This is a genomic window from Peribacillus sp. GL_122, assembly GCF_057835005.1.
The window spans coordinates 4,104,992-4,125,268 of the sequence record NZ_CM174415.1; the positions used below are offsets into that span (position 1 = coordinate 4,104,992).

At 42.5% G+C, this 20,277-nt stretch carries 16 protein-coding genes; 1 reads left to right on the forward strand and 15 read right to left on the reverse strand.

Features of this window, described 5'->3' with window-relative positions:
• Positions 1-83: 83 nt before the first annotated feature.
• The 7 genes from spoVID to hemA all read right to left on the reverse strand — a co-directional run bounded on the left by spoVID (position 84) and on the right by hemA (position 8,049).
• Positions 84-1,487 (reverse strand): stage VI sporulation protein D, encoded by a 1,404-nt coding sequence (gene spoVID, locus AC3ISB_RS19850; RefSeq protein WP_489273976.1) that lies wholly within the window; start codon positions 1,485-1,487, stop codon positions 84-86.
• 315 nt (positions 1,488-1,802) lie between these two features.
• The gene (hemL, locus tag AC3ISB_RS19855; RefSeq protein ID WP_098370061.1) at positions 1,803-3,092 is read right to left on the reverse strand and encodes a glutamate-1-semialdehyde 2,1-aminomutase; all 1,290 of its coding nucleotides are present in this window, start codon (positions 3,090-3,092) and stop codon (positions 1,803-1,805) included.
• A 41-nt stretch (positions 3,093-3,133) separates the two neighbouring features.
• On the reverse strand, positions 3,134-4,126 hold the full coding sequence (gene hemB, locus AC3ISB_RS19860; RefSeq protein WP_489273979.1) for a porphobilinogen synthase: 993 nt from the start codon (positions 4,124-4,126) through the stop codon (positions 3,134-3,136).
• On the reverse strand, positions 4,123-4,920 hold the full coding sequence (locus AC3ISB_RS19865) for a uroporphyrinogen-III synthase (RefSeq protein WP_144526596.1): 798 nt from the start codon (positions 4,918-4,920) through the stop codon (positions 4,123-4,125). The genes hemB and AC3ISB_RS19865 overlap by 4 nt, the downstream gene beginning before the upstream one ends.
• On the reverse strand, positions 4,920-5,852 hold the full coding sequence (gene hemC, locus AC3ISB_RS19870; RefSeq protein ID WP_489273982.1) for a hydroxymethylbilane synthase: 933 nt from the start codon (positions 5,850-5,852) through the stop codon (positions 4,920-4,922). Before hemC ends, AC3ISB_RS19865 begins: the two co-directional genes overlap by 1 nt.
• A gap of 9 nt (positions 5,853-5,861) precedes the next feature.
• Positions 5,862-6,692 (reverse strand): cytochrome C assembly family protein, encoded by an 831-nt coding sequence (locus AC3ISB_RS19875; protein WP_048688893.1) that lies wholly within the window; start codon positions 6,690-6,692, stop codon positions 5,862-5,864.
• Between the two features lie 10 nt (positions 6,693-6,702).
• Positions 6,703-8,049 carry a glutamyl-tRNA reductase gene (gene hemA, locus AC3ISB_RS19880; RefSeq protein ID WP_489273985.1) on the reverse strand — a complete coding sequence of 449 codons (1,347 nt, stop codon included), beginning with the start codon at positions 8,047-8,049 and terminating at the stop codon, positions 6,703-6,705.
• Between the two features lie 251 nt (positions 8,050-8,300).
• Between hemA and AC3ISB_RS19885 the strand changes: the two genes are divergently transcribed.
• A complete protein-coding gene (locus tag AC3ISB_RS19885) occupies positions 8,301-8,783 on the forward strand; it encodes a LiaI-LiaF-like domain-containing protein (protein WP_098370057.1) in 483 nt (160 codons plus the stop codon).
• 71 nt (positions 8,784-8,854) lie between these two features.
• On the opposite strand, the gene yihA is transcribed toward AC3ISB_RS19885, so the two are convergent.
• The 8 genes from yihA to leuC all read right to left on the reverse strand — a co-directional run bounded on the left by yihA (position 8,855) and on the right by leuC (position 20,275).
• On the reverse strand, positions 8,855-9,436 hold the full coding sequence (gene yihA, locus AC3ISB_RS19890; RefSeq protein ID WP_034308918.1) for a ribosome biogenesis GTP-binding protein YihA/YsxC: 582 nt from the start codon (positions 9,434-9,436) through the stop codon (positions 8,855-8,857).
• Positions 9,433-11,754, reverse strand: coding sequence for an endopeptidase La (lon, locus tag AC3ISB_RS19895; protein ID WP_098370056.1), 2,322 nt, complete (start codon positions 11,752-11,754; stop codon positions 9,433-9,435). Before lon ends, yihA begins: the two co-directional genes overlap by 4 nt.
• 254 nt (positions 11,755-12,008) lie before the next feature.
• Positions 12,009-13,679, reverse strand: coding sequence for an ATP-dependent protease LonB (lonB, locus tag AC3ISB_RS19900; protein ID WP_141994358.1), 1,671 nt, complete (start codon positions 13,677-13,679; stop codon positions 12,009-12,011).
• Between the two features lie 183 nt (positions 13,680-13,862).
• Positions 13,863-15,131 (reverse strand): ATP-dependent protease ATP-binding subunit ClpX, encoded by a 1,269-nt coding sequence (gene clpX / locus AC3ISB_RS19905; RefSeq protein ID WP_034308926.1) that lies wholly within the window; start codon positions 15,129-15,131, stop codon positions 13,863-13,865.
• 430 nt (positions 15,132-15,561) lie between these two features.
• The gene (gene tig, locus AC3ISB_RS19910) at positions 15,562-16,854 is read right to left on the reverse strand and encodes a trigger factor (RefSeq protein WP_480338550.1); all 1,293 of its coding nucleotides are present in this window, start codon (positions 16,852-16,854) and stop codon (positions 15,562-15,564) included.
• Positions 16,855-17,037: 183 nt separating this feature from the next.
• Positions 17,038-18,072 carry a tetratricopeptide repeat protein gene (locus tag AC3ISB_RS19915; RefSeq protein ID WP_144551200.1) on the reverse strand — a complete coding sequence of 345 codons (1,035 nt, stop codon included), beginning with the start codon at positions 18,070-18,072 and terminating at the stop codon, positions 17,038-17,040.
• Positions 18,073-18,237: 165 nt separating this feature from the next.
• Positions 18,238-18,837: a 3-isopropylmalate dehydratase small subunit gene (leuD, locus tag AC3ISB_RS19920; RefSeq protein WP_144526593.1), complete on the reverse strand. Its 600-nt coding sequence runs from the start codon at positions 18,835-18,837 to the stop codon at positions 18,238-18,240.
• A gap of 28 nt (positions 18,838-18,865) precedes the next feature.
• Positions 18,866-20,275 (reverse strand): 3-isopropylmalate dehydratase large subunit, encoded by a 1,410-nt coding sequence (gene leuC, locus AC3ISB_RS19925; RefSeq protein WP_430096669.1) that lies wholly within the window; start codon positions 20,273-20,275, stop codon positions 18,866-18,868.
• Positions 20,276-20,277 lie beyond the last annotated feature (2 nt).

Consider the following 20,277-nt stretch of genomic DNA (forward strand, 5'->3'; position numbering starts at 1 on the left):
CTTTCTCTAAAAAAACTAAACGATCCGATTCCTCTAGCACCTAAAAAACAGGAGCAGACCATATGCTCTGCTCTCTGTCCTGGTCAATTCTTATATGCAACCGCCTTCGGTATATAGATGACTTGCCCTTCATGGACGTTCTGATTCGACTCCAATTCATTGCTGAAAAGTATCGATTGAACCGTAACATCATATCGTTGAGCCAAGTCATCAAGCGTTTCCCCTTGCTGAACAATGCAAACCTTCATCCTTACCAGTTCTTCTTCTTGTTTCCGTCCGAATAAATCCATGATGGATAGCTGCTTTTCATCATGATCGGCCGTTTCTTTATCATCACGTTCCGCGGCTTGCTTCCTGCCTTTGAAATTCTTAACCTCCTTAGCCGGAGGCGCTGGTCTTTCCCTCTTTTTGAATAGATCGCTTATGGACGAATTGGATTCCTCTTCCTGCTCCACCTTCACATTCTCATTAAGGATAGGACCCGCTGCAACGTCATCTTCTCCCTGCATGATGACATCCTCGGTTTCTAAATTTGCAACCGGGCTATTTTGATGCTTGGTTGCATGACTTGGCTCTTCCACTACTTCTTCTCTCAATGTCACCTTAGGAATCTCCATCTTCTCCACGGAATCCTGCCTGCTTGGTACTTCCTCCAGTTTCGCCTCTCCCATTGAAGGTACCTTTTCCGCGGAGTCAGGCGGATCGCCAATTACTTCTTCTTCTACAGCTTCTTCCTCTCTATGCACTTCCGTTTCCCACTCCTCCTCTTCAGGATATGGTGAAACGGGCATTTCAAAAACTGGGACATTATGCTGATCGCTTAAATAAATCGGTTCCTCTTCTTCTTCTTCGTTTGCTTCAGAAACTCGTTTTGATTCAGCAGAAAAAGGCGCGTATAACTCTTCTTCCTCCTCATCACGGAAAACAGGCTGAAAATCCGGGATTGGCGGCACTGCAGCTGCATAAGGAATATATGACTCATTTTCCCCATCCGTTTCTTCCTGTTCCTCTATTTCTCCAACTTCCTGCTCGGTATCGAAACGTTCTTCCACATATGAATCATTATAGATTCCGGTTATCAAAAGGTCCGCCTGCAATTTCAAACAGTTATGCTCTGGCATTGCATAATCAAAGCTTTGAATCGAGACATCGACCTCATCCAATGAGGCAATCCGATTATTCGGAATCGTTATATCAACCGGAAAACGGTGTGTGAACTCATTAAGTCCATCGAGATGCCTCTCGACCTTTTGAACCGCTTTTGGCAAAAAGGTCTGCGAAAACTCCTCTTCTTCACCATTTTGCGAGCCTTTGTATTCACCGCTTAAATCTAACGAGCCTCGTATATAAACATATTGATCACTTTCTTGAATCGCCACATTTGGATCAAGGGAAATGGAATATAGCTCAGCCACTTCCTGTCCCTTCTGGAACCAAACGGATTCCTCTAAAGAAAATCGTAAATACGATTCATTTTCTTGCGACAAGACAACTCCTCCTTTCAGCTTCAGGAAACGGTACCTATACCAATATCAATCTATGAAGGGAGGAAGCTGATTATTCCTTAATTTCATTTGCAATACTCCTTATATTTCCTAAGCCTTTTAAAAAGAAGGAGTTTCAATTTTCAGGCTAAAATTACGCTGGATTGTATCAAGCGGCCTCCTACTTTTGATTCGTTTCTTCCATTTACCGATTGAATTCAAAAAAACTGGCTGCCTTTCTCCAAAAGCCTTTGGAAAAATGGTAGCCAGTTCAAATTTATTATTATCGAATATAGCGGTAGTTCATGAAGCCTTGCATCATTTTTTTAACTTTGCAAAAGCCTTTTCTGCCGCTGCAATGGTCTTTTCGATATCTTCATCACTATGTGCAGTGGACAGGAATAAACCTTCAAACTGTGACGGCGGCAAGTAGATGCCTTGATTCGCCATTTCCCTATAGTAAGAAGCAAAGAACTCTAAGTCGGATGTTTTAGCTGTATCATAGTTTATGACTTCTTCATTAGTAAAGAAAAGTCCAATCATGGAACCGGCACGGTTGAATGTATGGGGAACTCCGTACTTTTCCGCTGCTTCGCCAATTCCTTTTTCGAGCATATCCCCTTTTCGGGTGAACTCATCATAGGATTCTGGAGTCAATTGGCTCAGCGTTTCAAGGCCAGCCGTCATCGCAAGAGGGTTACCAGATAATGTACCCGCTTGATAAATTGTCCCACTCGGGGCAATTTGTTCCATGAATTCGCGCTTGCCTCCGAATGCTCCGACAGGCAAACCGCCGCCAATTACTTTCCCAAGGCAAGTCAGGTCAGGTACGATGCCAAAATAGCCTTGTGCACAATTATAGCCGACACGGAACCCTGTCATAACTTCGTCAAAGATCAATAGAGCCCCGTATTGGGTCGTCACTTCACGTAAGCCTTCGAGGAAACCAGGTTGTGGCGGAACCACGCCCATGTTCCCTGCAACAGGCTCTACGATGATGCAAGCGATGTCTTCGCCAAATTGTTCAAACGCATATTTGGTTGCAGCAAGATCATTATATGCTACGGTAATCGTATTTTTTGCAATGCCTTCCGGTACTCCAGGGCTATCCGGTAAACCTAATGTTGCAACGCCTGAACCCGCTTTGATTAGCAATGAATCGCCATGGCCATGATAGGAACCTTCGAATTTCAGGATTTTATCACGGCCTGTAATGCCTCGTGCCAGCCTTAGTGCACTCATCGTCGCTTCGGTTCCTGAAGATACCATCCGGATCATTTCAATCGAAGGCACCCGTTCAATGACCAACTTGGCCAGTTCATTCTCTATTAGCGTAGAAGTTCCAAAGCTTGTACCTGATTCCGCTACCTTTTTCAATGATTCCACGACACGGTCATTCGTGTGACCCAGGATAAGCGGTCCCCATGATAGAACATAGTCGATATATTCATTTCCATCGATATCATACATTTTTGAGCCTTTTCCACGCTCCATGAAAATGGGATCCATGTCCACAGATTTGAAGGCACGTACCGGGCTGTTCACGCCGCCTGGCATCAAATTTTTTGCTTCGGCAAACGCTTTTTTCGATTTTTCATATGACCGCATGATTCAATCCCCTTTTTCCATTACAGGTTATATTTTTTATATCATTGATTATCTTCGTTTATCCAGCGTGCTACCTCTTTTGAAAAATACGTAATGATCAAGTCGGAACCTGCGCGTTTCAAGCCTGTCAGCATTTCCATCACTATCACTTTTTCATCAATCCAGCCATTTTGGGCAGCAGCCTTAACCATTGAATATTCACCGCTGACATTATAGGAAACAACCGGAAGATTAAAGTTATTCTTAACGTCCCTGATGATGTCCATGTAGGAAAGGGCTGGTTTCACGATTAGGAAATCCGCACCTTCAGCAACATCGGATTCAGCCTCACGGAACGCTTCAAGGCGATTGGCGGGATCCATTTGGTAAGTTTTCCTGTCGCCAAATTGCGGCGCACCATTCGCAGCATCACGGAATGGGCCGTAAAAGGCCGAAGCATATTTCACCGCATAGGACATGATCGGAATATCTTCATAACCCGCTTCATCCAGACCTGTACGGATGGCCGCAACGAAACCGTCCATCATATTGGAAGGCGCAATGATATCGGCGCCGGCCTCTGCCTGGCTGATTGCCGTTTTGGCAAGAAGGTCAAGAGAAGCGTCATTGAGGATTTTTTCCCCTTCAACGACCCCGCAATGGCCATGGCTTGTATACTCACAAAGGCAGGTATCCGCAATGACAATAACTTCAGGATATTGTTTTTTAATAAAGCGGGTTGCCTCTTGCACAAGTCCGTTGTGATGAAATGCCCCTGTGCCCTGTTCGTCCTTATCATGATCAAAAGGGACACCGAATAAAATGACTGATTTAATTCCCAGACTCACGACTTCATCCATTTCGGCCCCCAGATTATCCATGGAAAGCTGATAGATGCCTGGCATAGAGTTGATTTCATTTTTCACATTTTCCCCGTCGATGACGAAGATCGGATAGATCAAATCCTCTTTATGCAATTGTGTTTCACGGACTAATGCCCTCATGCCAGCACTTGCACGCAAGCGGCGGTGGCGATTGAATGGAATGTTTTTCATTTTAAAGTTCCTCCCTTTTTACTTCTTTTCAAGATGAAGCGTATTAACTCCGCAACCATGGCATCCGTCGTATAAACATCTGGACAGACATCTACGGATAGCCCATGTTTTTCAGCCGTTTTAGCGGCAATCGGCCCGATACAGGCGATGATGATCCGGTCTATGTATGTATCCAATTCATGGCGTTTCATGATCTGTAAAAAATGATTGACCGTCGATGAACTCGTAAAGGTTATGATGTCGATTTCATGGTTCTTTATAAGACGCACCAGTTTTTTTTCACTGCTTCGGGGAAGCACTGTATGATAAATAATCACTTCATCACAAGATGCACCAGCTTCATTGATCGCCTCCGCAATGACTGCCCTTGCGAGATTTCCTTTTGCCAGCAGCACGCGTGCCCCCGGATCAAGCCGGGTATTGAACTCCGCCACGAATCCTTCGGCAACAAACTGAGCTGGAACAAAATCCGCCTTATATCCATGTCGTTTCAGGGCCGCTTCTGTTTTGGAGCCGATTACGGCTATTTTCGGAAGCTTTAAAGGCTGGTTTCCAAGTAGCTTAAAGAAGAAATCCACCCCATTTTGACTGGTCAGAATGATCCAGTCATATGTAAGCAACTCTTCTAACCGCTGTTGTACATCTTCCATATGATCAGGAAGAGTGAACTCAAGCAATGGCACAAGAAGCGGCGTTCCGCCATTTTTTTCGATCGACTCTTTTAAACCATCTGCCTGTCCTTTCCCTCTGGTGATTAATACCTGATAATCCTTAAGAGGTTGAACGGGATTCATTACTGATCAAGCTCTTCTTTTACGCGATCGATCAATTCTTTACCGCCCATTTCACTAATCTGTTTGGCAGCAGCATGCCCCACCGCCTCGGGATCAGCACCCTCAACCATTTCTTTATAAATCACCTTTCCATCCGGGGCAGCGACTAAAGCCGTCAACGAAATGGATCCATTATCTTTTGCCACCGCAAATCCGGCAATCGGAACCTGGCATCCGCCTTCCATTTTATCCAAAAAGGCACGTTCCGCTTCAACCGTTCTTTTCGTTTTTTCACAGGTCAATTTCGCAAGTTCCGCCAACAGATCTTTGTCGTCTTCGCGGCATTCAATGGAAAGTGCTCCTTGTCCAACCGCCGGAATGCAAATATCCTCATCTAAAAATTCCGTTACGATGTCCTGCTCCCATCCCATTCTTGATAGTCCGGCCGCTGCTAAAATGATAGCATCATAATCTTCCGTTTTCAGCTTATTCAGACGGGTATCGATATTACCGCGAATCCATTTAATTTCAAGGTCCGGCCTTCTAGCCAAAATTTGCGCGCCGCGGCGCAAGCTGCTTGTACCTATGATGGAGCCGGGCTTCAGTTCGGAAAGGGTTTCATGGTTCTTTGATATCAAGGCATCCCGATGGTCCTCTCTCGGTGGTATGCAGCCAATCGTCAAGCCTGGAGGCAGCACTGCAGGCATATCTTTCATGCTATGTACGGCCATATCAATTTCTTTATCAAGCATCGCGTGTTCGATTTCTTTAACGAATAAGCCCTTTCCGCCAACCTTGGAAAGTGTTACATCAAGGATTTGGTCACCCTTTGTGACAATTTCCTTCACTTCGAACTCGTATGGAACCCCAAGCTCTTTAAGTTGATCGATAACCCAGTTCGTTTGGGTGATCGCTAATTTACTACGTCTAGAACCGACAATTATTTTTCTCATAGTTTCCTCCTATGTATTCCAAAAGTGGAATGTTGAAAGGCTTCCGAAAAGGAAAAAGTTAATTAACACAATCATGAAAGATCCAATATTCAGAAAGGCTAGGGTCCTTCCATACATTTGTTTCCGAATTTTCAAGTATAAAAACACACTGTAAGCGATAAGCAAAATGAATGAGCCGATGATTTTCATGTCCAGCCAGGATACCCCAGGCACTTTTATATATGCCCATTGAATCCCCAGGATAAGGGAGACCACTAATAATGGAACGCCTATTACCGCGAGGACATAAGACATATGCTCGAGCTTTGTTAAATCGCCGAGTCGAAGCAGGCGTTTCCCCCATTTCTTCCTTTTCAGTAAATCATATTGAATTAAGTATAAAAGTGAAAAAACGAAAGAAAGCGTGAATGCCCCATATGATAGGATGGCAAAAGTGATATGTATGAGCAATAGCTCTGAAACCAGGCGCTGTGCAAGCACTTGAGATTCTATCTGAACAGGTGCAAAGGTATGGATGGCCATGACCATGAAACCTAATACATTCGTAAAAAAGACCGTAAAATCGACTCTTAGCAATCGGTTAATGATTAAAGATAGCGATATGAGGACCCATGCATAAAAATATAAGCCTTCAAAAATCGTCAATACCGGGAACCTTCCCGTTTTCAACACATACAGAAACAAAAAAATTGTTTGCAGTACCCAAACAATAGAAAGCAACCAGAAGGCGACCCTATTCGCCTTCTGGTTATTATTAAGGAAATCGATAAAATATAAAAGCATACTGATGGCATACAACAAAACAGTGGCTTCATGCAATCTTGTCATTAGTAATTCCATATCTACCTCATTACTGGACAGGAACTGGATTCAATAGGGATGACTTGGAGCTGTTCCGTTCTTTTTCATCCGCAACCAGCTGGTCTTCAATCAATTCCTCTAAATGGAAGATTTTCATGAAATTATTCAATTGCTCTTTTGCATTCGGCTCATCTGCCAGCTCTTTTGCATATAGTATCGGATCTTTCAGCATTTGGTTGATGATGCTTTTCGTATGCTTGTTCAGAACTTTTTTGTCACGTTCGCTTAAATGCGGAAGCTTTCTTTCGATGCTTTCCATCGTTTCCTTCTGTATCGATAGGGATTTTTCCCGTAAAGAAGAAATGACGGGAACCACACCAAGCAAATTAATCCATTGGTTGAAGTCCACAATTTCTGATTCGATCATCAATTCTATTTTCTCGGCAGCTTTTTTACGTTCTTCGATATTGGCTTGCACGATCCCTTCAAGATCGTCAATGTCATACAAGAAGACATTTTCCAGCTCGGCCAATGTCGGATCGAGGTCACGCGGCACTGCGATATCGACCATGAAAATAGGACGGCCTTTACGAAGCTTATTGACGAATGACATCATTTCCTGTGTTACAAGAAGATCTTTTGATCCAGTTGAAGTAATCAGGATATCAGCTTCCACTAAAGCGCATTGCAGCTCTTGAAGCTGTTTCGCCGTACCATTGAATCTCTCGGCTAGGTCGACTGCCTTCTGGAAGGTACGGTTAATGACCGTAATGCTGTCTGCGCCATTGCTATGAAGATTTTGAATGGCCAGCTCACCCATCTTACCGGCCCCAAGAATCAAAACATTCTTGCCGTTCAGGCCTCCAAAGATTTTTTTTGCAAGCTCGACTGCCGCATAGCTGACGGAAACGGCATTGGTATTGATTTCGGTTTCCGAATGAGCTTTTTTAGCTAATGTAAGGGCTTGCTTGAAGAGATGGTTAAAAACGGTACCGATCGTATCTTCCTTCTGACCTAACAGATAGCTTGAACGTACTTGTCCCAAAATCTGAGTTTCTCCCAGTATCATGGAATTCAGGCCGCAGATAACTGAAAATAAATGCTCGACAGCCCCATCACCTTCATAAATGAACAGATATTTAGAAAATTCTTCTTTATCGATATTAAACCATTCCGAAAGAAATTCCTTTATATAATACCTGCTTGTATGAAGCTGGTCACCGACCGCATATATTTCCGTCCTGTTGCATGTAGAAATAATAATGTTTTCCAAGATGCTTTTTTTATTTTTAAGAGCTTTCATTGCCTCGGCAAGTTCGGCTTCGTTAAACGATAGTTTTTCCCGAATTTCTACAGGGGCAGTTTTGTAATTTATACCAACCGCTAGAATATGCATCCTTTTGTTTTGCACCCCCAAAATTTTTCATGTAAATTTATTATACCATGTACTAAAATGGTTTCACGCATATAATATGAACAGTTTATGAAAACGTATGCTACCATGGAAAAGACAGCCAAAACGCCTGAATTGTTACAAGGTGTCTAAGCGGATTTGTAAGTTACAAATATATTTCGACATTGTGTACAAAAGTAACATATCAAAAATGGCAAAAAACTTCAAGTAATCGAATTGCATAGGAGGATAAAATGAAAACGCAGCGTATTTTCCCAGGAATCGTTTTAATCGGTTTCGGGCTCTATTTTTTTCTTGAACATTCTCAAATCGAAATCTTTCCAGGCTTTTTCAGCTGGCCCACTTTATTATGTATAGTTGGTGCCGCCTTCCTGATTCAGGCATATAGCGGTAATGAATATGAGTCCATCCTGCCGGGCGTCATCTTACTCGGGTTCGGGGCTCACTTCCACATTGTCGAGAACCTGGATATTTGGCCGGATAATATAGGTATCTTTATTTTAATCATCTCTCTGGGATTTATTCTAAGGGCACGTAAAACAAATTCTGGAATGTTTCACGGCATGGTAATATTCATCATCTCGATCACTTTATTATTCTATGATAAAATCAAAACGTCTTTCGGGTTTGTGGATACAACTACTGCGAACATCGAAAGGTTTTGGCCATTTGCCTTGATGGCAATCGGCATTTATTTTTTGGTTCGAAAAAAGTGAAAATTTGATTGGCAATTTTTTTGAATTCCATAATGAAAAAGGGTATTCCAGATGCGGAATACCCTTTTCTTTTACATATATTTCTTAAGGACGCCCCATGCTTGTTCCTTACCTTCGCCTGTTTCACCAGAGAATAGAAGCAATTCATCTTCTTTTTCCATATTTAACGTTTGGCGCGTGATTTTCAAGTGCTTCTGCCATTTGCCTTTTGGAATTTTATCCGCTTTGGTGGCAATAACGATCCGGGGCAGGTCATAATGCTTCAGGAATTCATACATTGCGATATCATCCTTTGTCGGGGGATGACGCAAATCGACGATCAGAAGCGCAGCGCGGAGCTGGTCACGGGAAGTGAAGTACGTTTCGATCATCTTTCCCCAAGCATCACGCTCCGTCTTAGATACTTTTGCATAACCATAACCCGGTACATCCACAAAATGGAGTGCTTCATTTATGATATAAAAATTCAAGGTCTGCGTCTTACCCGGTTTAGAGGATGTGCGCGCCAAGTTTTTTCGATTGATCATTTTGTTGATGAAACTGGATTTCCCAACGTTGGAACGGCCTGCCAAGGCAAATTCCGGTATTGGGGTATTTGGATATTGTTCAGGCTTCACAGCACTGATGACAATATCTGAACTCGTCACTTTCATTCGTTCACACCTACCAATGCATGCTCAAGGACTTCATCGACGTGTGAAACTGGAACAAATGTTAATGCTTTACGGACACTTTCCGGGATATCATCAATATCCTTTTCGTTATTTTGCGGGATGATGATTTTCGTAAGTCCTGCGCGATGGGCCGCTAAAGATTTTTCTTTAAGCCCGCCGATCGGAAGAACCCGTCCGCGTAATGTAATTTCGCCTGTCATGCCTACCTCTTTTCTGATCGGCCTATTTGTAAGGGCCGATATTAACGCTGTTGCAATCGTGATGCCTGCAGAAGGGCCATCTTTTGGGACCGCACCTTCAGGGACATGAATATGGATATCATATTTTTCATGGAAGTTCGCATCAATCTGAAGTTTCTCGGTTTTTGAACGGACATAACTGAAAGCAGCCTGGGCTGACTCTTTCATTACATCGCCAAGCTTTCCTGTCAGGATCAGCTTGCCTTTACCTGGTGATAAGGAAACCTCGATTTGGAGCGTATCGCCACCTACCGACGTGTACGCTAACCCATTGGCTACACCGACTTGGTTCTCGACTTCCGCCTGTCCATAATGGAACATGGTTTTCCCTAAAAACTCCTCGACATTCTTTTCAGAAATGACGACCCGCTTTTTATCTCCGGAAACGATGATTTTTGCAGTCTTCCGACAGATGCTTGCAAGCTGTCGCTCCAGACTCCGAACACCGGCTTCCCGAGTATAGTAACGGATGATTTTTGTTAGAGCTTCCTCACGGATTTGCAGTTGTGTCTTCAATAAACCATGGTTTTCCAGCTGTCTAGGCAGCAAGTGATCCTTGGCTATATGAAGTTTCTCTATCTCAGTATAACCTGCAATCGAAATGATTTCCATACGATCACGAAGCGGACCTGGAATCGATCCCAAATTATTCGCCGTCGCGACGAACATGACTTTGGAAAGATCGTAGGTTTCTTCAATATAATGATCACTGAAATTATGATTTTGCTCCGGATCAAGCACCTCCAGCATCGCTGCAGATGGATCTCCCCTAAAGTCATTGGACATCTTATCCACTTCGTCAAGTAAAAAGACAGGATTGATCGTTCCTGCTTTTTTCATGCCTTGAATGATCCGTCCCGGCATCGCCCCTACATATGTGCGGCGATGTCCGCGGATTTCCGATTCATCGCGCACTCCACCTAAAGATATACGGACGAAATTCCTATTCAGGGATGAAGCGATCGATTTAGCCAGGCTCGTTTTCCCGACCCCTGGCGGTCCCACCAAACAAAGGATCGGTCCCTTCAATGAATTAGTCAATTGCTGGACGGCCAAATACTCAAGCACCCGCTCCTTCACCTTTTCCAAACCATGGTGGTCCCGGTTCAGGATTTTTTCGGCTTTATGAATATTCAAGTCATCTTTGGTCGCCTTGGTCCACGGAAGCGAAATCAGCCATTCGATATAATTGCGGATGACAGAACTCTCGGCTGAGCTCGAAGGAACTTTTTCATAACGGTCCAATTCCTTTAATGCCGTTTCTTTGATGTGCTCAGGCATATCCGCTTCTTCAATCTTTTCGTTGAGGACCTCAATTTCCCCTGTTTTTCCTTCTTTATCGCCCAATTCCTTTTGGATCGCTTTCATTTGTTCTCGTAAATAATATTCCTTTTGAGTCCGTTCCATCGAACGCTTAACACGCTGGCCGATCTTTTTCTCGAGAAAAAGAACTTCCTTCTCGTTATTGATGATCTCGATGACACGGCTTAAACGCTCTTTCATATCAATGGTCTCAAGCACTTCTTGCTTCTCCTTCAATTTCAAAGGCAAGTGTGAAGCAATTATATCCGCTAATCGCCCAGGCTCTTCAATATCCGAAGTGGACGAAAACGTTTCACCGGTTATTTTTTTGGACATTTTTATGTATTGTTCAAAATAATCCAATAGTGTGCGCATTAATGCTTGATGTTCAGCATCCTTTTCATCACTGTCTTCATATATTTTAATCTTGGCACCATAATGTGTCTCATAATCGTAAAATTCAATGACTTCTGCGCGGTTCAACCCTTCCACCAACACCCGGATTGTACCATTCGGAAGCTTCAACATCTGTTTTACCTTTGTTAAAGTTCCCATTGTAAATAAATCTTCTTCACCTGGTTCGTCCAACGAAACATCTTGTTGTGTCGTCAAAAATATAAGATGGTCTTCCACCATTGCTTTCTCAAGGGCTTGCACTGATTTATCTCGGCCTACATCTAAATGAAGTACCATCGTTGGATATACAAGCAGTCCTCTAAGCGGCAGGAGGGGGACGATGATTTCTTTATCAGTCATTTCCTGACACCTCCATCTAATTAGTATCGTCGTTGTAAACTATTTACCCATGTTCTCAACCTTTTAACAATTCTATCCTATTTATATAGAAGTGTCTATTCGTTTACCTTAACACGTTTCGACTGCTATTATTATCTCCAATATTAGATAAAAAAGCACGTTTGAATGCGTGTTTATTTTTACGTCAAGTTTGTCGGGAACGCCAATATGGCCCTTAAAATGCCCCGGTTCTATTTTTAGCCGGGGCATTTCCTTTATACACTTTCTTTTTTTGATAGGTCCAAGGTTGTAAGGATTTGTTCCGACATCAATTCTTTTTTCAGTGCCTGATCCAGCACTTCTTTTACATTCGAAACGGGAATGATTTCTATATCCTTGATTTCAGCTAGAAGCGGCTGCATGTTTTCGGCTGGAATGATTACTTTCTTTGCCCCGGCAAGTTTAGCCGCCTTGATTTTCGGAATGACACCGCCGATCGGTTTAACGCCGCCATGAATGCTTATTTCTCCAGTCATCGCCACGGTGTGATCAACAGGGATTTTATATATGGCCGAGTATATGCCTGTGGCCATTGCAATTCCTGCAGAAGGGCCATCTACTGGACTTCCGCCCGGAAAGTTCACATGGATATCGAATTGATTGGCAGGCACTCCCATCGACCGTAAAACTGTAATGACATTTTCTATCGAACCTTTTGCCATGCTCTTGCGGCGAATCGATTTGCCACTCCCGCCGCCGATACTTTCTTCTTCAACGATGCCGGTAATGTTTATCGAACCTTTTTCATCAGAGGCAGCCATGACCGTAACCTCGATTTCCAACAACGCCCCGCTATTGGGACCATAGACTGCAAGACCGTTGACAAGGCCTATTTTAGAATTCGATTCTATTTTCCTGTCCATTCTTTGGGTCAGCTGGCTGCTATGGGCCATCCAATCTATATCTTCTTCTCGGATAAAAGTCCTGTTTTCATTGATTGATATTCCTGCAAGAGTCTGAATCATGTTGACAGCTTCCCTGCCATTTCGGGCATAATCTGAAATTGACTGCAAGCCCTTTTCACTGATGGTGATCCCCACTTTATCAGAGGCATTCTTAGCCACGGTGATTATTTCTTCCCGGTCAAGCTCACGGAAAAACACCTCTATGCATCTTGAACGTATCGCAGGCGCGATTTCATTTGGCGTTCTTGTTGTGGCTCCAATCAGCCGAAAGTCAGCCGGTAGTCCATTTTTAAAAATATCATGGATGTGAGTGGGAATATTTTGATTTTCCTCTTGATAATAAGCACTTTCCAGAAAGACCTTACGATCCTCCAATACCTTTAACAGTTTATTCATCTGTATTGGATGAAGCTCCCCTATTTCATCTATGAACAGTACGCCACCATGAGCATTGCTGACTGCCCCCTGCTTTGGCTGCGGAATGCCAGCCTGTCCCATTGCTCCAGCTCCTTGGTAGATTGGATCGTGCACAGAACCAATGAGCGGATCGGCAATTCCTCGTTCATCAAACCTGGCTGTGGTGGCGTCCAATTCGACGAAAACGGCCGAATTCTTAAAGGGGGACTTTCCATTTTTCTTCGCCTCTTCCAAAACAAGTCTGGCAGCTGCCGTTTTCCCTACCCCTGGAGGACCGTAAATTATCACATGCTGGGGATTCGGCCCACATAAGGCGGCTTTTAAAGATTTAATCCCATCTTCTTGACCGATGATTTCATTAAATGTGCTGGGTCTAACCTTTTCTGCCAATGGCTCTGTTAACGAAATCGACCTCATCTTCCGTAATTGGTCCATTTCTTTACGTGAATCACGGTCAATGGAAACTTTTTGTGTCCGCTGGCCTTTCAATAAGTTCAAAAAATACAATCCAATAATGATCCCAAAAAACAGCTGGATAAACAACGCCAATCCTGTCCAATTCATCGTATTCCCTCCTGCACTCTCCTAGTTTGTCATTTCTGTTAGTATCTCCTTTGGAAGGGCGAAATTATCCAAGAAATTCGCGTTGAAAATTTTGGCGTTTTTATCCCAAATAACAATAATTTGGAAAAAGACAAAGAAAAAAGACTGCCAGGATGAACTGGCAGTCTTGCTTTTTCATATAAATCAAGCAGATGTTTTCTTTTCTTGTCCTTTGATGGTTGTACCGTCCTTTAGGACGAGCTTTGGAGATTCGTTTTTCGAAATCGTGCTGCCTGTGATCACACATTTTGCAACATCATCACGTGAAGGCAGATCGAACATCACTTCAAGAATGATGCCTTCGATGATGGAGCGCAGACCACGTGCACCAGTTTTACGTTCAATTGCCTTTTTAGCAATTTCACTTAGCGCTTCCTGTTCGAATTCCAATTCAACATCGTCAAGCTCAAGCAATTTTTGATATTGTTTAACAAGGGCATTTTTCGGCTGTGTAAGGATTTCAATCAAAGCAGCTTCATCCAATTGCTCAAGAGTCGCAATTACCGGAAGACGTCCGATGAATTCCGGAATTAATCCGAAACGAAGCAAGTCTTCAGGAAGGACTTTGGAAAGCAATTCTTTTTCTGCAATATCATCCTTTTTCACGTCAGAGCCAAAGCCAATGACTTTTTGACCAAGACGGCGTTTGATGATCGGTTCGATGCCATCAAAGGCACCGCCGCAGATGAACAAAATATTGGTCGTATCGATTTGGATGAATTCCTGATGTGGATGTTTACGTCCACCTTGAGGCGGAACGCTTGCAACTGTTCCTTCAAGTATTTTCAATAAAGCTTGTTGCACACCTTCACCAGACACGTCACGTGTAATGGAAGGATTTTCCGATTTACGGGCAACTTTATCGATTTCATCAATATAAATGATGCCTTTTTCCGCTTTTTCCACATCATAATCAGCTGCTTGGATCAATTTTAGCAGGATGTTTTCGACATCTTCCCCAACATATCCAGCCTCCGTCAATGAAGTGGCATCAGCAATGGCAAAAGGAACATTCAGTAATCGCGCCAATGTTTGCGCAAGAAGGGTTTTCCCGCTTCCCGTCGGTCCGATTAGGGCGATGTTACTTTTGGAAAGCTCCACATCGTCGACTTTGCTATTGGAATTGATACGTTTATAATGATTGTAAACAGCGACAGCCAAAGATTTCTTTGCCTGTTCTTGTCCAATCACATATTCGTCAAGAATTTCACGGATTTCCATTGGTTTAGGAACATCTCTGAATTCTACTTCTTCATCAGTGCCCAGCTCTTCTTCGACGATCTCCGTACAAAGTTCGATACACTCGTCACAAATATAGACACCTGGACCAGCAACCAGTTTACGGACTTGTTCTTGTGTTTTACCGCAAAAAGAACATTTTAACTGTCCTTTTTCATCATTAAATTTAAACATGTACGTTCACCCCTTTAAATACTCTTCCAACTCTATTGCATAGCGGTACCCAATCGTAATGAAAAAAACTAGGCACACATCTACTTAAACATTCCAAAATCCTAAGTATGTTTTGCATTTTATCATGTTCTTGGAAGTTTAGTAACAAAAATGCTCACGGTCCGAGTTGTTAAATAAGTACAATAATCAATCAATATGTATTTGCCCTTTACCAGTATGCCCAAAACTTTGGATTTTTAAAAGCAGGATTTGCTGTATAAATATGTATATGCGGTATTAGAACTAATCTACACCGAAATCCAAAAAAAATCAATCAGGAAATAACCGATATTTGAAATTTACACTAATTCTCAATATGTATAAAACAAGGCACGATTACTCGCGCCTTGTTTTTTAAAGGAAATATTTTAATCTACTTATTTAATAAAAATTATTTTGCGTCAACTGTTTTGCTGTTTTCTACCAAGAAGTCAATCGCTTTCTTAATTTTAAGATCGCCTTTGATTCCTTCTAAGTTTCCAAGAGCTTGTTTGATCGCGTCAACTTCCATATTGTACATAGTAGCCATTTGTGCAAGTTCAGCTTCTACATCTTCGTCAGTAGCTTCAAGTTTTTCAACTTCAGCGATCGCTTCAAGAGTTAGGCTCGTACGAACTTGACCTTCAGCTTCTTCTTTCATTTGCGCTTTTAAAGCTTCTTCGTCTTGACCTGAGAATTGGTAGTAAAGTTCCAAATTAAGACCTTGAGATTGAATGCGTTGAGAGAACTCATTCATCATGCGGTCAACTTCGTTTGAAATCATTGCTTCAGGAACGTCTATTTCTGAACCTTCAACAGCTTTACCAATTACAGTGTTTTGAATGAAGTTTTCTTCTTCATGTTTTTTGTCATGCTCTAATTTATGTTTTGTTTTTTCTTTAAGTTCAGCCAAAGTTTCCACTTCGTCGTCGACATCTTTCGCGAACTCATCATCCAACTCAGGAAGTTGTTTTGTTTTGATTTCGTGAATTTTCACTTTGAATACTGCTGGTTTACCTGCAAGTTCAGCTGCATGGTATTCTTCAGGGAATGTAACTTCGATATCTTTTTCAGCGCCAGTTTCAAGACCTACAACTTGCTCTTCAAATCCTGGAATGAAAGAGTTTGAACCGATTTCCAATGAATGGTTTTCTGAAGTTCCGCCTTCGAATGCTTCACCATCAACGAATCCTTCAAAGTCAAGAACAACTGTATCGCCTTCAGCAACTTGTCCTTCTTCTTTAACGACAAGCTCAGCTTGACGCTCTTGCAAAGTTTTCAATTCGTTTTCAACATCTTCGTCAGTTACTTCAGTATTGAATTTTTCAACTTCAACACCTTTGTAATCTCCCAATTTAACTTCAGGCTTAACTGTTACAGTTGCAGTGAAGATCAGGTTTTCGCCTTTTTCCATTTTCTCGATGTCGATTTCTGGACGATCTACAGGCTGAATTCCAGCTTCTTCGACAGCATTTGCATAAGCATCTGGAAGAATGATATCAAGCGCATCTTGGTAAAGTGATTCTACGCCGAATTTTTTTTCGAACATTTGACGTGGCATTTTACCTTTACGGAAGCCAGGTACATTTACTTGTTTCACTACTTTTTTGAAAGCTGCGTCTAAACCTTCGTTTACTTTTGCAGCGTCAACTTCGATTGTTAGTACGCCTTGATTACCTTCTTGTTTTTCCCATTTTACAGACATGTGTTTCCCTCCAAAAATCTATATACTTCAATAATAAGCATTGGATGAATATGCTTTGCAAGTGTTAACAAGTCATCCTTCAAATATACCCAAAAAATATTGGGGAAATCGTCAAAATTAGACGATTATACATTACAACCACTACATTATACCACAGGATTAATCTGTTACAACAGCAATAGCTTAAATAATGGGATAAGAAATTTCTTCAATTTCTTTTATATATGATAGAATATCAGCAACACTTTCCTCATCAGCATGGTAAAGGTCCGCTAATTCCCTCATGAAAACTTCCCCGGTCATGTATTCTTCCGCCAAGGCATGGTAGGCAGCTGCCCATGCAGGCAAGCTTTCTGGTCCGGGTTCAAAAGGAAACAATAAAAAAGAATGACGTTCAATCAAACTATGGACCATTTCAAATAAGCTCGGATTATCCTGACTGATTTCCTCTTCGGTCAGTCCGGTTACCTTCTTATAGAAGTCCGTCTCCTTCAAACTTTTCAATTCGCTTGGTATGACCGACTTTGATTGATTGAATTTCTTCAACGTCACTTCCTCGTTATATTCCTGGTCGATAAGGATGTTAAGGAGCATCGTTTTAAAGAAAGGGTGTCCCTCATCTTTTTGTAGAAATTCTACGATTTGAGGGATAAATGGTCGAATATTGATATTCGTGAGTTTCGAAATGACCATAAGCATTTCATTATCCGTTGTCCCTTCAAAAAGTTCATCCTCCTGCAATTCCTCTGAAAGCTGCTGATTTTGCCTTTCCTTCTCCTCTTTTTTATCCTCAAGGGCCCTTTTACTGAACTGAAGCATCTTTTCGAAATGTTCCTCTTTATCAAAAGGAATTTGGCTTTCTTCAAATAGCAGTTCGATCGTCGTGACCATTTCCTGATGCTCGCCCAATTGCAGCAGTACCATCAAATAAATATTGATCAGTTGAAAGTAGTCGCCGATGCCTTTATTCAGCATCTCTATACACAACTCTTTTGACTCCTGGTAATACTCAAGTTCGACTAACGAGACCACTAGTCCCATGCAAACTTCATCATTTTCGGGCTCATACTCCCTGGCTTGGCTGAAAAGCTGTGCAGCCGCTTTAAAGTTTCTGTTTCCAAGCTCATCCAGTCCTTTTACAATCAGCCTTTCACCGAGATTTGGAAAGGCGATAATTTTGGTTTCTCCGACCTTCTTTTCGTTGTTCTCATCATCCATCCTATTTTCCGCCTCACCGTTCGCTTTTTGAGAAACAGTTTAGCATGTAATAGCTGGAAACACAAAAAATTATATGCCTGATGAACGCCTTTTCGTCTTTCCCCGATAAAAAAAATCCCGCTTCCTTTCAATTAAGAAAGGATAACGGGAAATGACCTTCTTCGATTAAATACTTGATACTGCCTTTTTTTGAGATTCATATGCAGAAATCTCTTTATCATATTGAAGCGTTATCGAAATTTCATCCCAGCCTTTGATGAGCATTTCCTTCCAATATGGATGAATTTCAAAGCTTGTTTCAAACCCTTGACCATCTTTCAATGTCTGATTGGGAAGGTCGATCGTCAACTCATAATCAGGTGCCGACACCCTCTCCATTAAATAGTTTACTTCAGTCTGGGTTAAAGCGATGGGAACCATGCCATTTTTCATGCAATTACTTTTAAAGATATCAGCATAAGAAGGAGCGATGATGATATCGAATCCATAGTCTTTCAATGACCAAGGGGCATGCTCACGCGAAGAACCGCAGCCAAAATTCTCACCGGCTATTAAAATGGATGTGTTTTGATTATGGGGCTGATTCAATTCAAAATCAGGACGTTCCTGTCCATTTTCATCAAAACGCCAGTTATAGAATAAAAACTCGCCAAAGCCGCTTCTCTCAATCCGTTTTAAAAATTGCTTTGGAATGATTTGGTCCGTATCCACGTTTTTACGGTCAAGTGCCGCCGCTCTTCCTTTATATATAGTAATGGGTTCCATTCTCTGCACCTCCGGTTAATTCTTATTCTTAATGGACTTGTTCAGTTCTTTTCAAATTCCTGATATCGACAAACTTCCCATGAATGGCGGCCGCGGCTGCCATGGCTGGACTAACCAGGTGCGTTCTTGCTCCAGCTCCTTGCCTGCCTTCAAAGTTCCGATTACTTGTGGATGCACAATGCTCACCGGCCGGAACAACGTCAGGATTCATGCTCAGGCACATGCTGCAGCCCGATTCACGCCATTCGAAGCCCGCAGATTTGAAAATCTCATCCAACCCTTCATCTTCCGCTTGCCTTTTGACGCTTTGTGAACCGGGTACGACCATCGCCCGAACCCCTTTATGAACAGTTTGGCCTTCGATCATTTCTGCGGCTTGCCGTAAGTCCTCAATGCGTGAATTGGTACACGATCCTATGAACACATGTTGTACGGGAATTTTCGTGATCGGCATACCTTCCTCAAGACCCATATACTCAATGGCCCGATTCAGTTCCTTAGGATCCATGATATCTTCTGCGAAGGTAGGTACTTTCCCGTCCACTCCACTAGCCATTCCAGGATTTGTCCCCCAGCTGACCATTGGTGAAATCAGGCTGCCATCAAGAATGATTTCTTGGTCATATACAGCATCCTCATCACTGGAAAGTGACTTCCAGTCCTGAACACAGCGCTCAAACTCTTCTCCTTTCGGCAAATATTTACGACCTTTCAAATAGGAGAAAGTTGTTTCATCGGGAGCTACCAGCCCCGCTCTTGCCCCGCCTTCGATCGACATATTGCAAACCGTCATTCTCTCTTCCATTGACATATCCCGGAAAACTTCCCCACAATACTCAATGATATGTCCCGTACCGAAATCGACACCGAATTTAGAAATCACATATAAAATGACATCTTTCGCCATCACGCCATGACCAAGCTTGCCATTAACCTCAAGCTTTAATGTTTTGGGTTTTGTTTGCCATAGGGTTTGTGTGGCCAATACATGCTCGACCTCACTCGTACCGATTCCAAACGCAATCGAGCCAAACGCACCATGTGTGGATGTATGACTGTCTCCGCAGACAATCGTCATCCCTGGCTGTGTAAGGCCTAATTCCGGCCCGATAACGTGAACGATACCTTGATCCGGGCTGTCTAAATCAGCAAGACGGATGCCGAACTCCTTACAGTTTTGCTCAAGCGCCTCTAATTGTTTCCTTGCAATATCATCCTCGATGAAATAGCGATTAACGGTTGGCACATTATGATCCATTGTCGCGAAAGTACGGTCGGGTCTCCTGACTGAACGTCCTTTTAATCTCAATCCTTCAAATGCTTGCGGAGAGGTCACTTCATGAATATATTGAAGGTCTATATAAATTAAATCCGGTTTATTCTCCTCTTCATTTACAATATGGCGATCCCATATTTTCTCTATAATCGACTTTCCCATAT

What these genes read in the sequence shown, in the direction of transcription:
- hemL (WP_098370061.1), bottom strand. Translation starts at nt 3,092, where the DNA reads ATGCGGTCATATGAAAAATCGAAAAAAGCGTTTGCCGAAGCAAAAAAT.
- hemB (WP_489273979.1), bottom strand. Translation starts at nt 4,126, where the DNA reads ATGAAAAACATTCCATTCAATCGCCACCGCCGCTTGCGTGCAAGTGCT.
- AC3ISB_RS19865 (WP_144526596.1), bottom strand. Translation starts at nt 4,920, where the DNA reads ATGAATCCCGTTCAACCTCTTAAGGATTATCAGGTATTAATCACCAGA.
- hemC (WP_489273982.1), bottom strand. Translation starts at nt 5,852, where the DNA reads ATGAGAAAAATAATTGTCGGTTCTAGACGTAGTAAATTAGCGATCACC.
- AC3ISB_RS19875 (WP_048688893.1), bottom strand. Translation starts at nt 6,692, where the DNA reads ATGGAATTACTAATGACAAGATTGCATGAAGCCACTGTTTTGTTGTAT.
- hemA (WP_489273985.1), bottom strand. Translation starts at nt 8,049, where the DNA reads ATGCATATTCTAGCGGTTGGTATAAATTACAAAACTGCCCCTGTAGAA.
- AC3ISB_RS19885 (WP_098370057.1), top strand. Translation starts at nt 8,301, where the DNA reads ATGAAAACGCAGCGTATTTTCCCAGGAATCGTTTTAATCGGTTTCGGG.
- yihA (WP_034308918.1), bottom strand. Translation starts at nt 9,436, where the DNA reads ATGAAAGTGACGAGTTCAGATATTGTCATCAGTGCTGTGAAGCCTGAA.
- lon (WP_098370056.1), bottom strand. Translation starts at nt 11,754, where the DNA reads ATGACTGATAAAGAAATCATCGTCCCCCTCCTGCCGCTTAGAGGACTG.
- lonB (WP_141994358.1), bottom strand. Translation starts at nt 13,679, where the DNA reads ATGAATTGGACAGGATTGGCGTTGTTTATCCAGCTGTTTTTTGGGATC.
- clpX (WP_034308926.1), bottom strand. Translation starts at nt 15,131, where the DNA reads ATGTTTAAATTTAATGATGAAAAAGGACAGTTAAAATGTTCTTTTTGC.
- tig (WP_480338550.1), bottom strand. Translation starts at nt 16,854, where the DNA reads ATGTCTGTAAAATGGGAAAAACAAGAAGGTAATCAAGGCGTACTAACA.
- AC3ISB_RS19915 (WP_144551200.1), bottom strand. Translation starts at nt 18,072, where the DNA reads ATGGATGATGAGAACAACGAAAAGAAGGTCGGAGAAACCAAAATTATC.
- leuD (WP_144526593.1), bottom strand. Translation starts at nt 18,837, where the DNA reads ATGGAACCCATTACTATATATAAAGGAAGAGCGGCGGCACTTGACCGT.
- leuC (WP_430096669.1), bottom strand. Translation starts at nt 20,275, where the DNA reads ATGGGAAAGTCGATTATAGAGAAAATATGGGATCGCCATATTGTAAAT.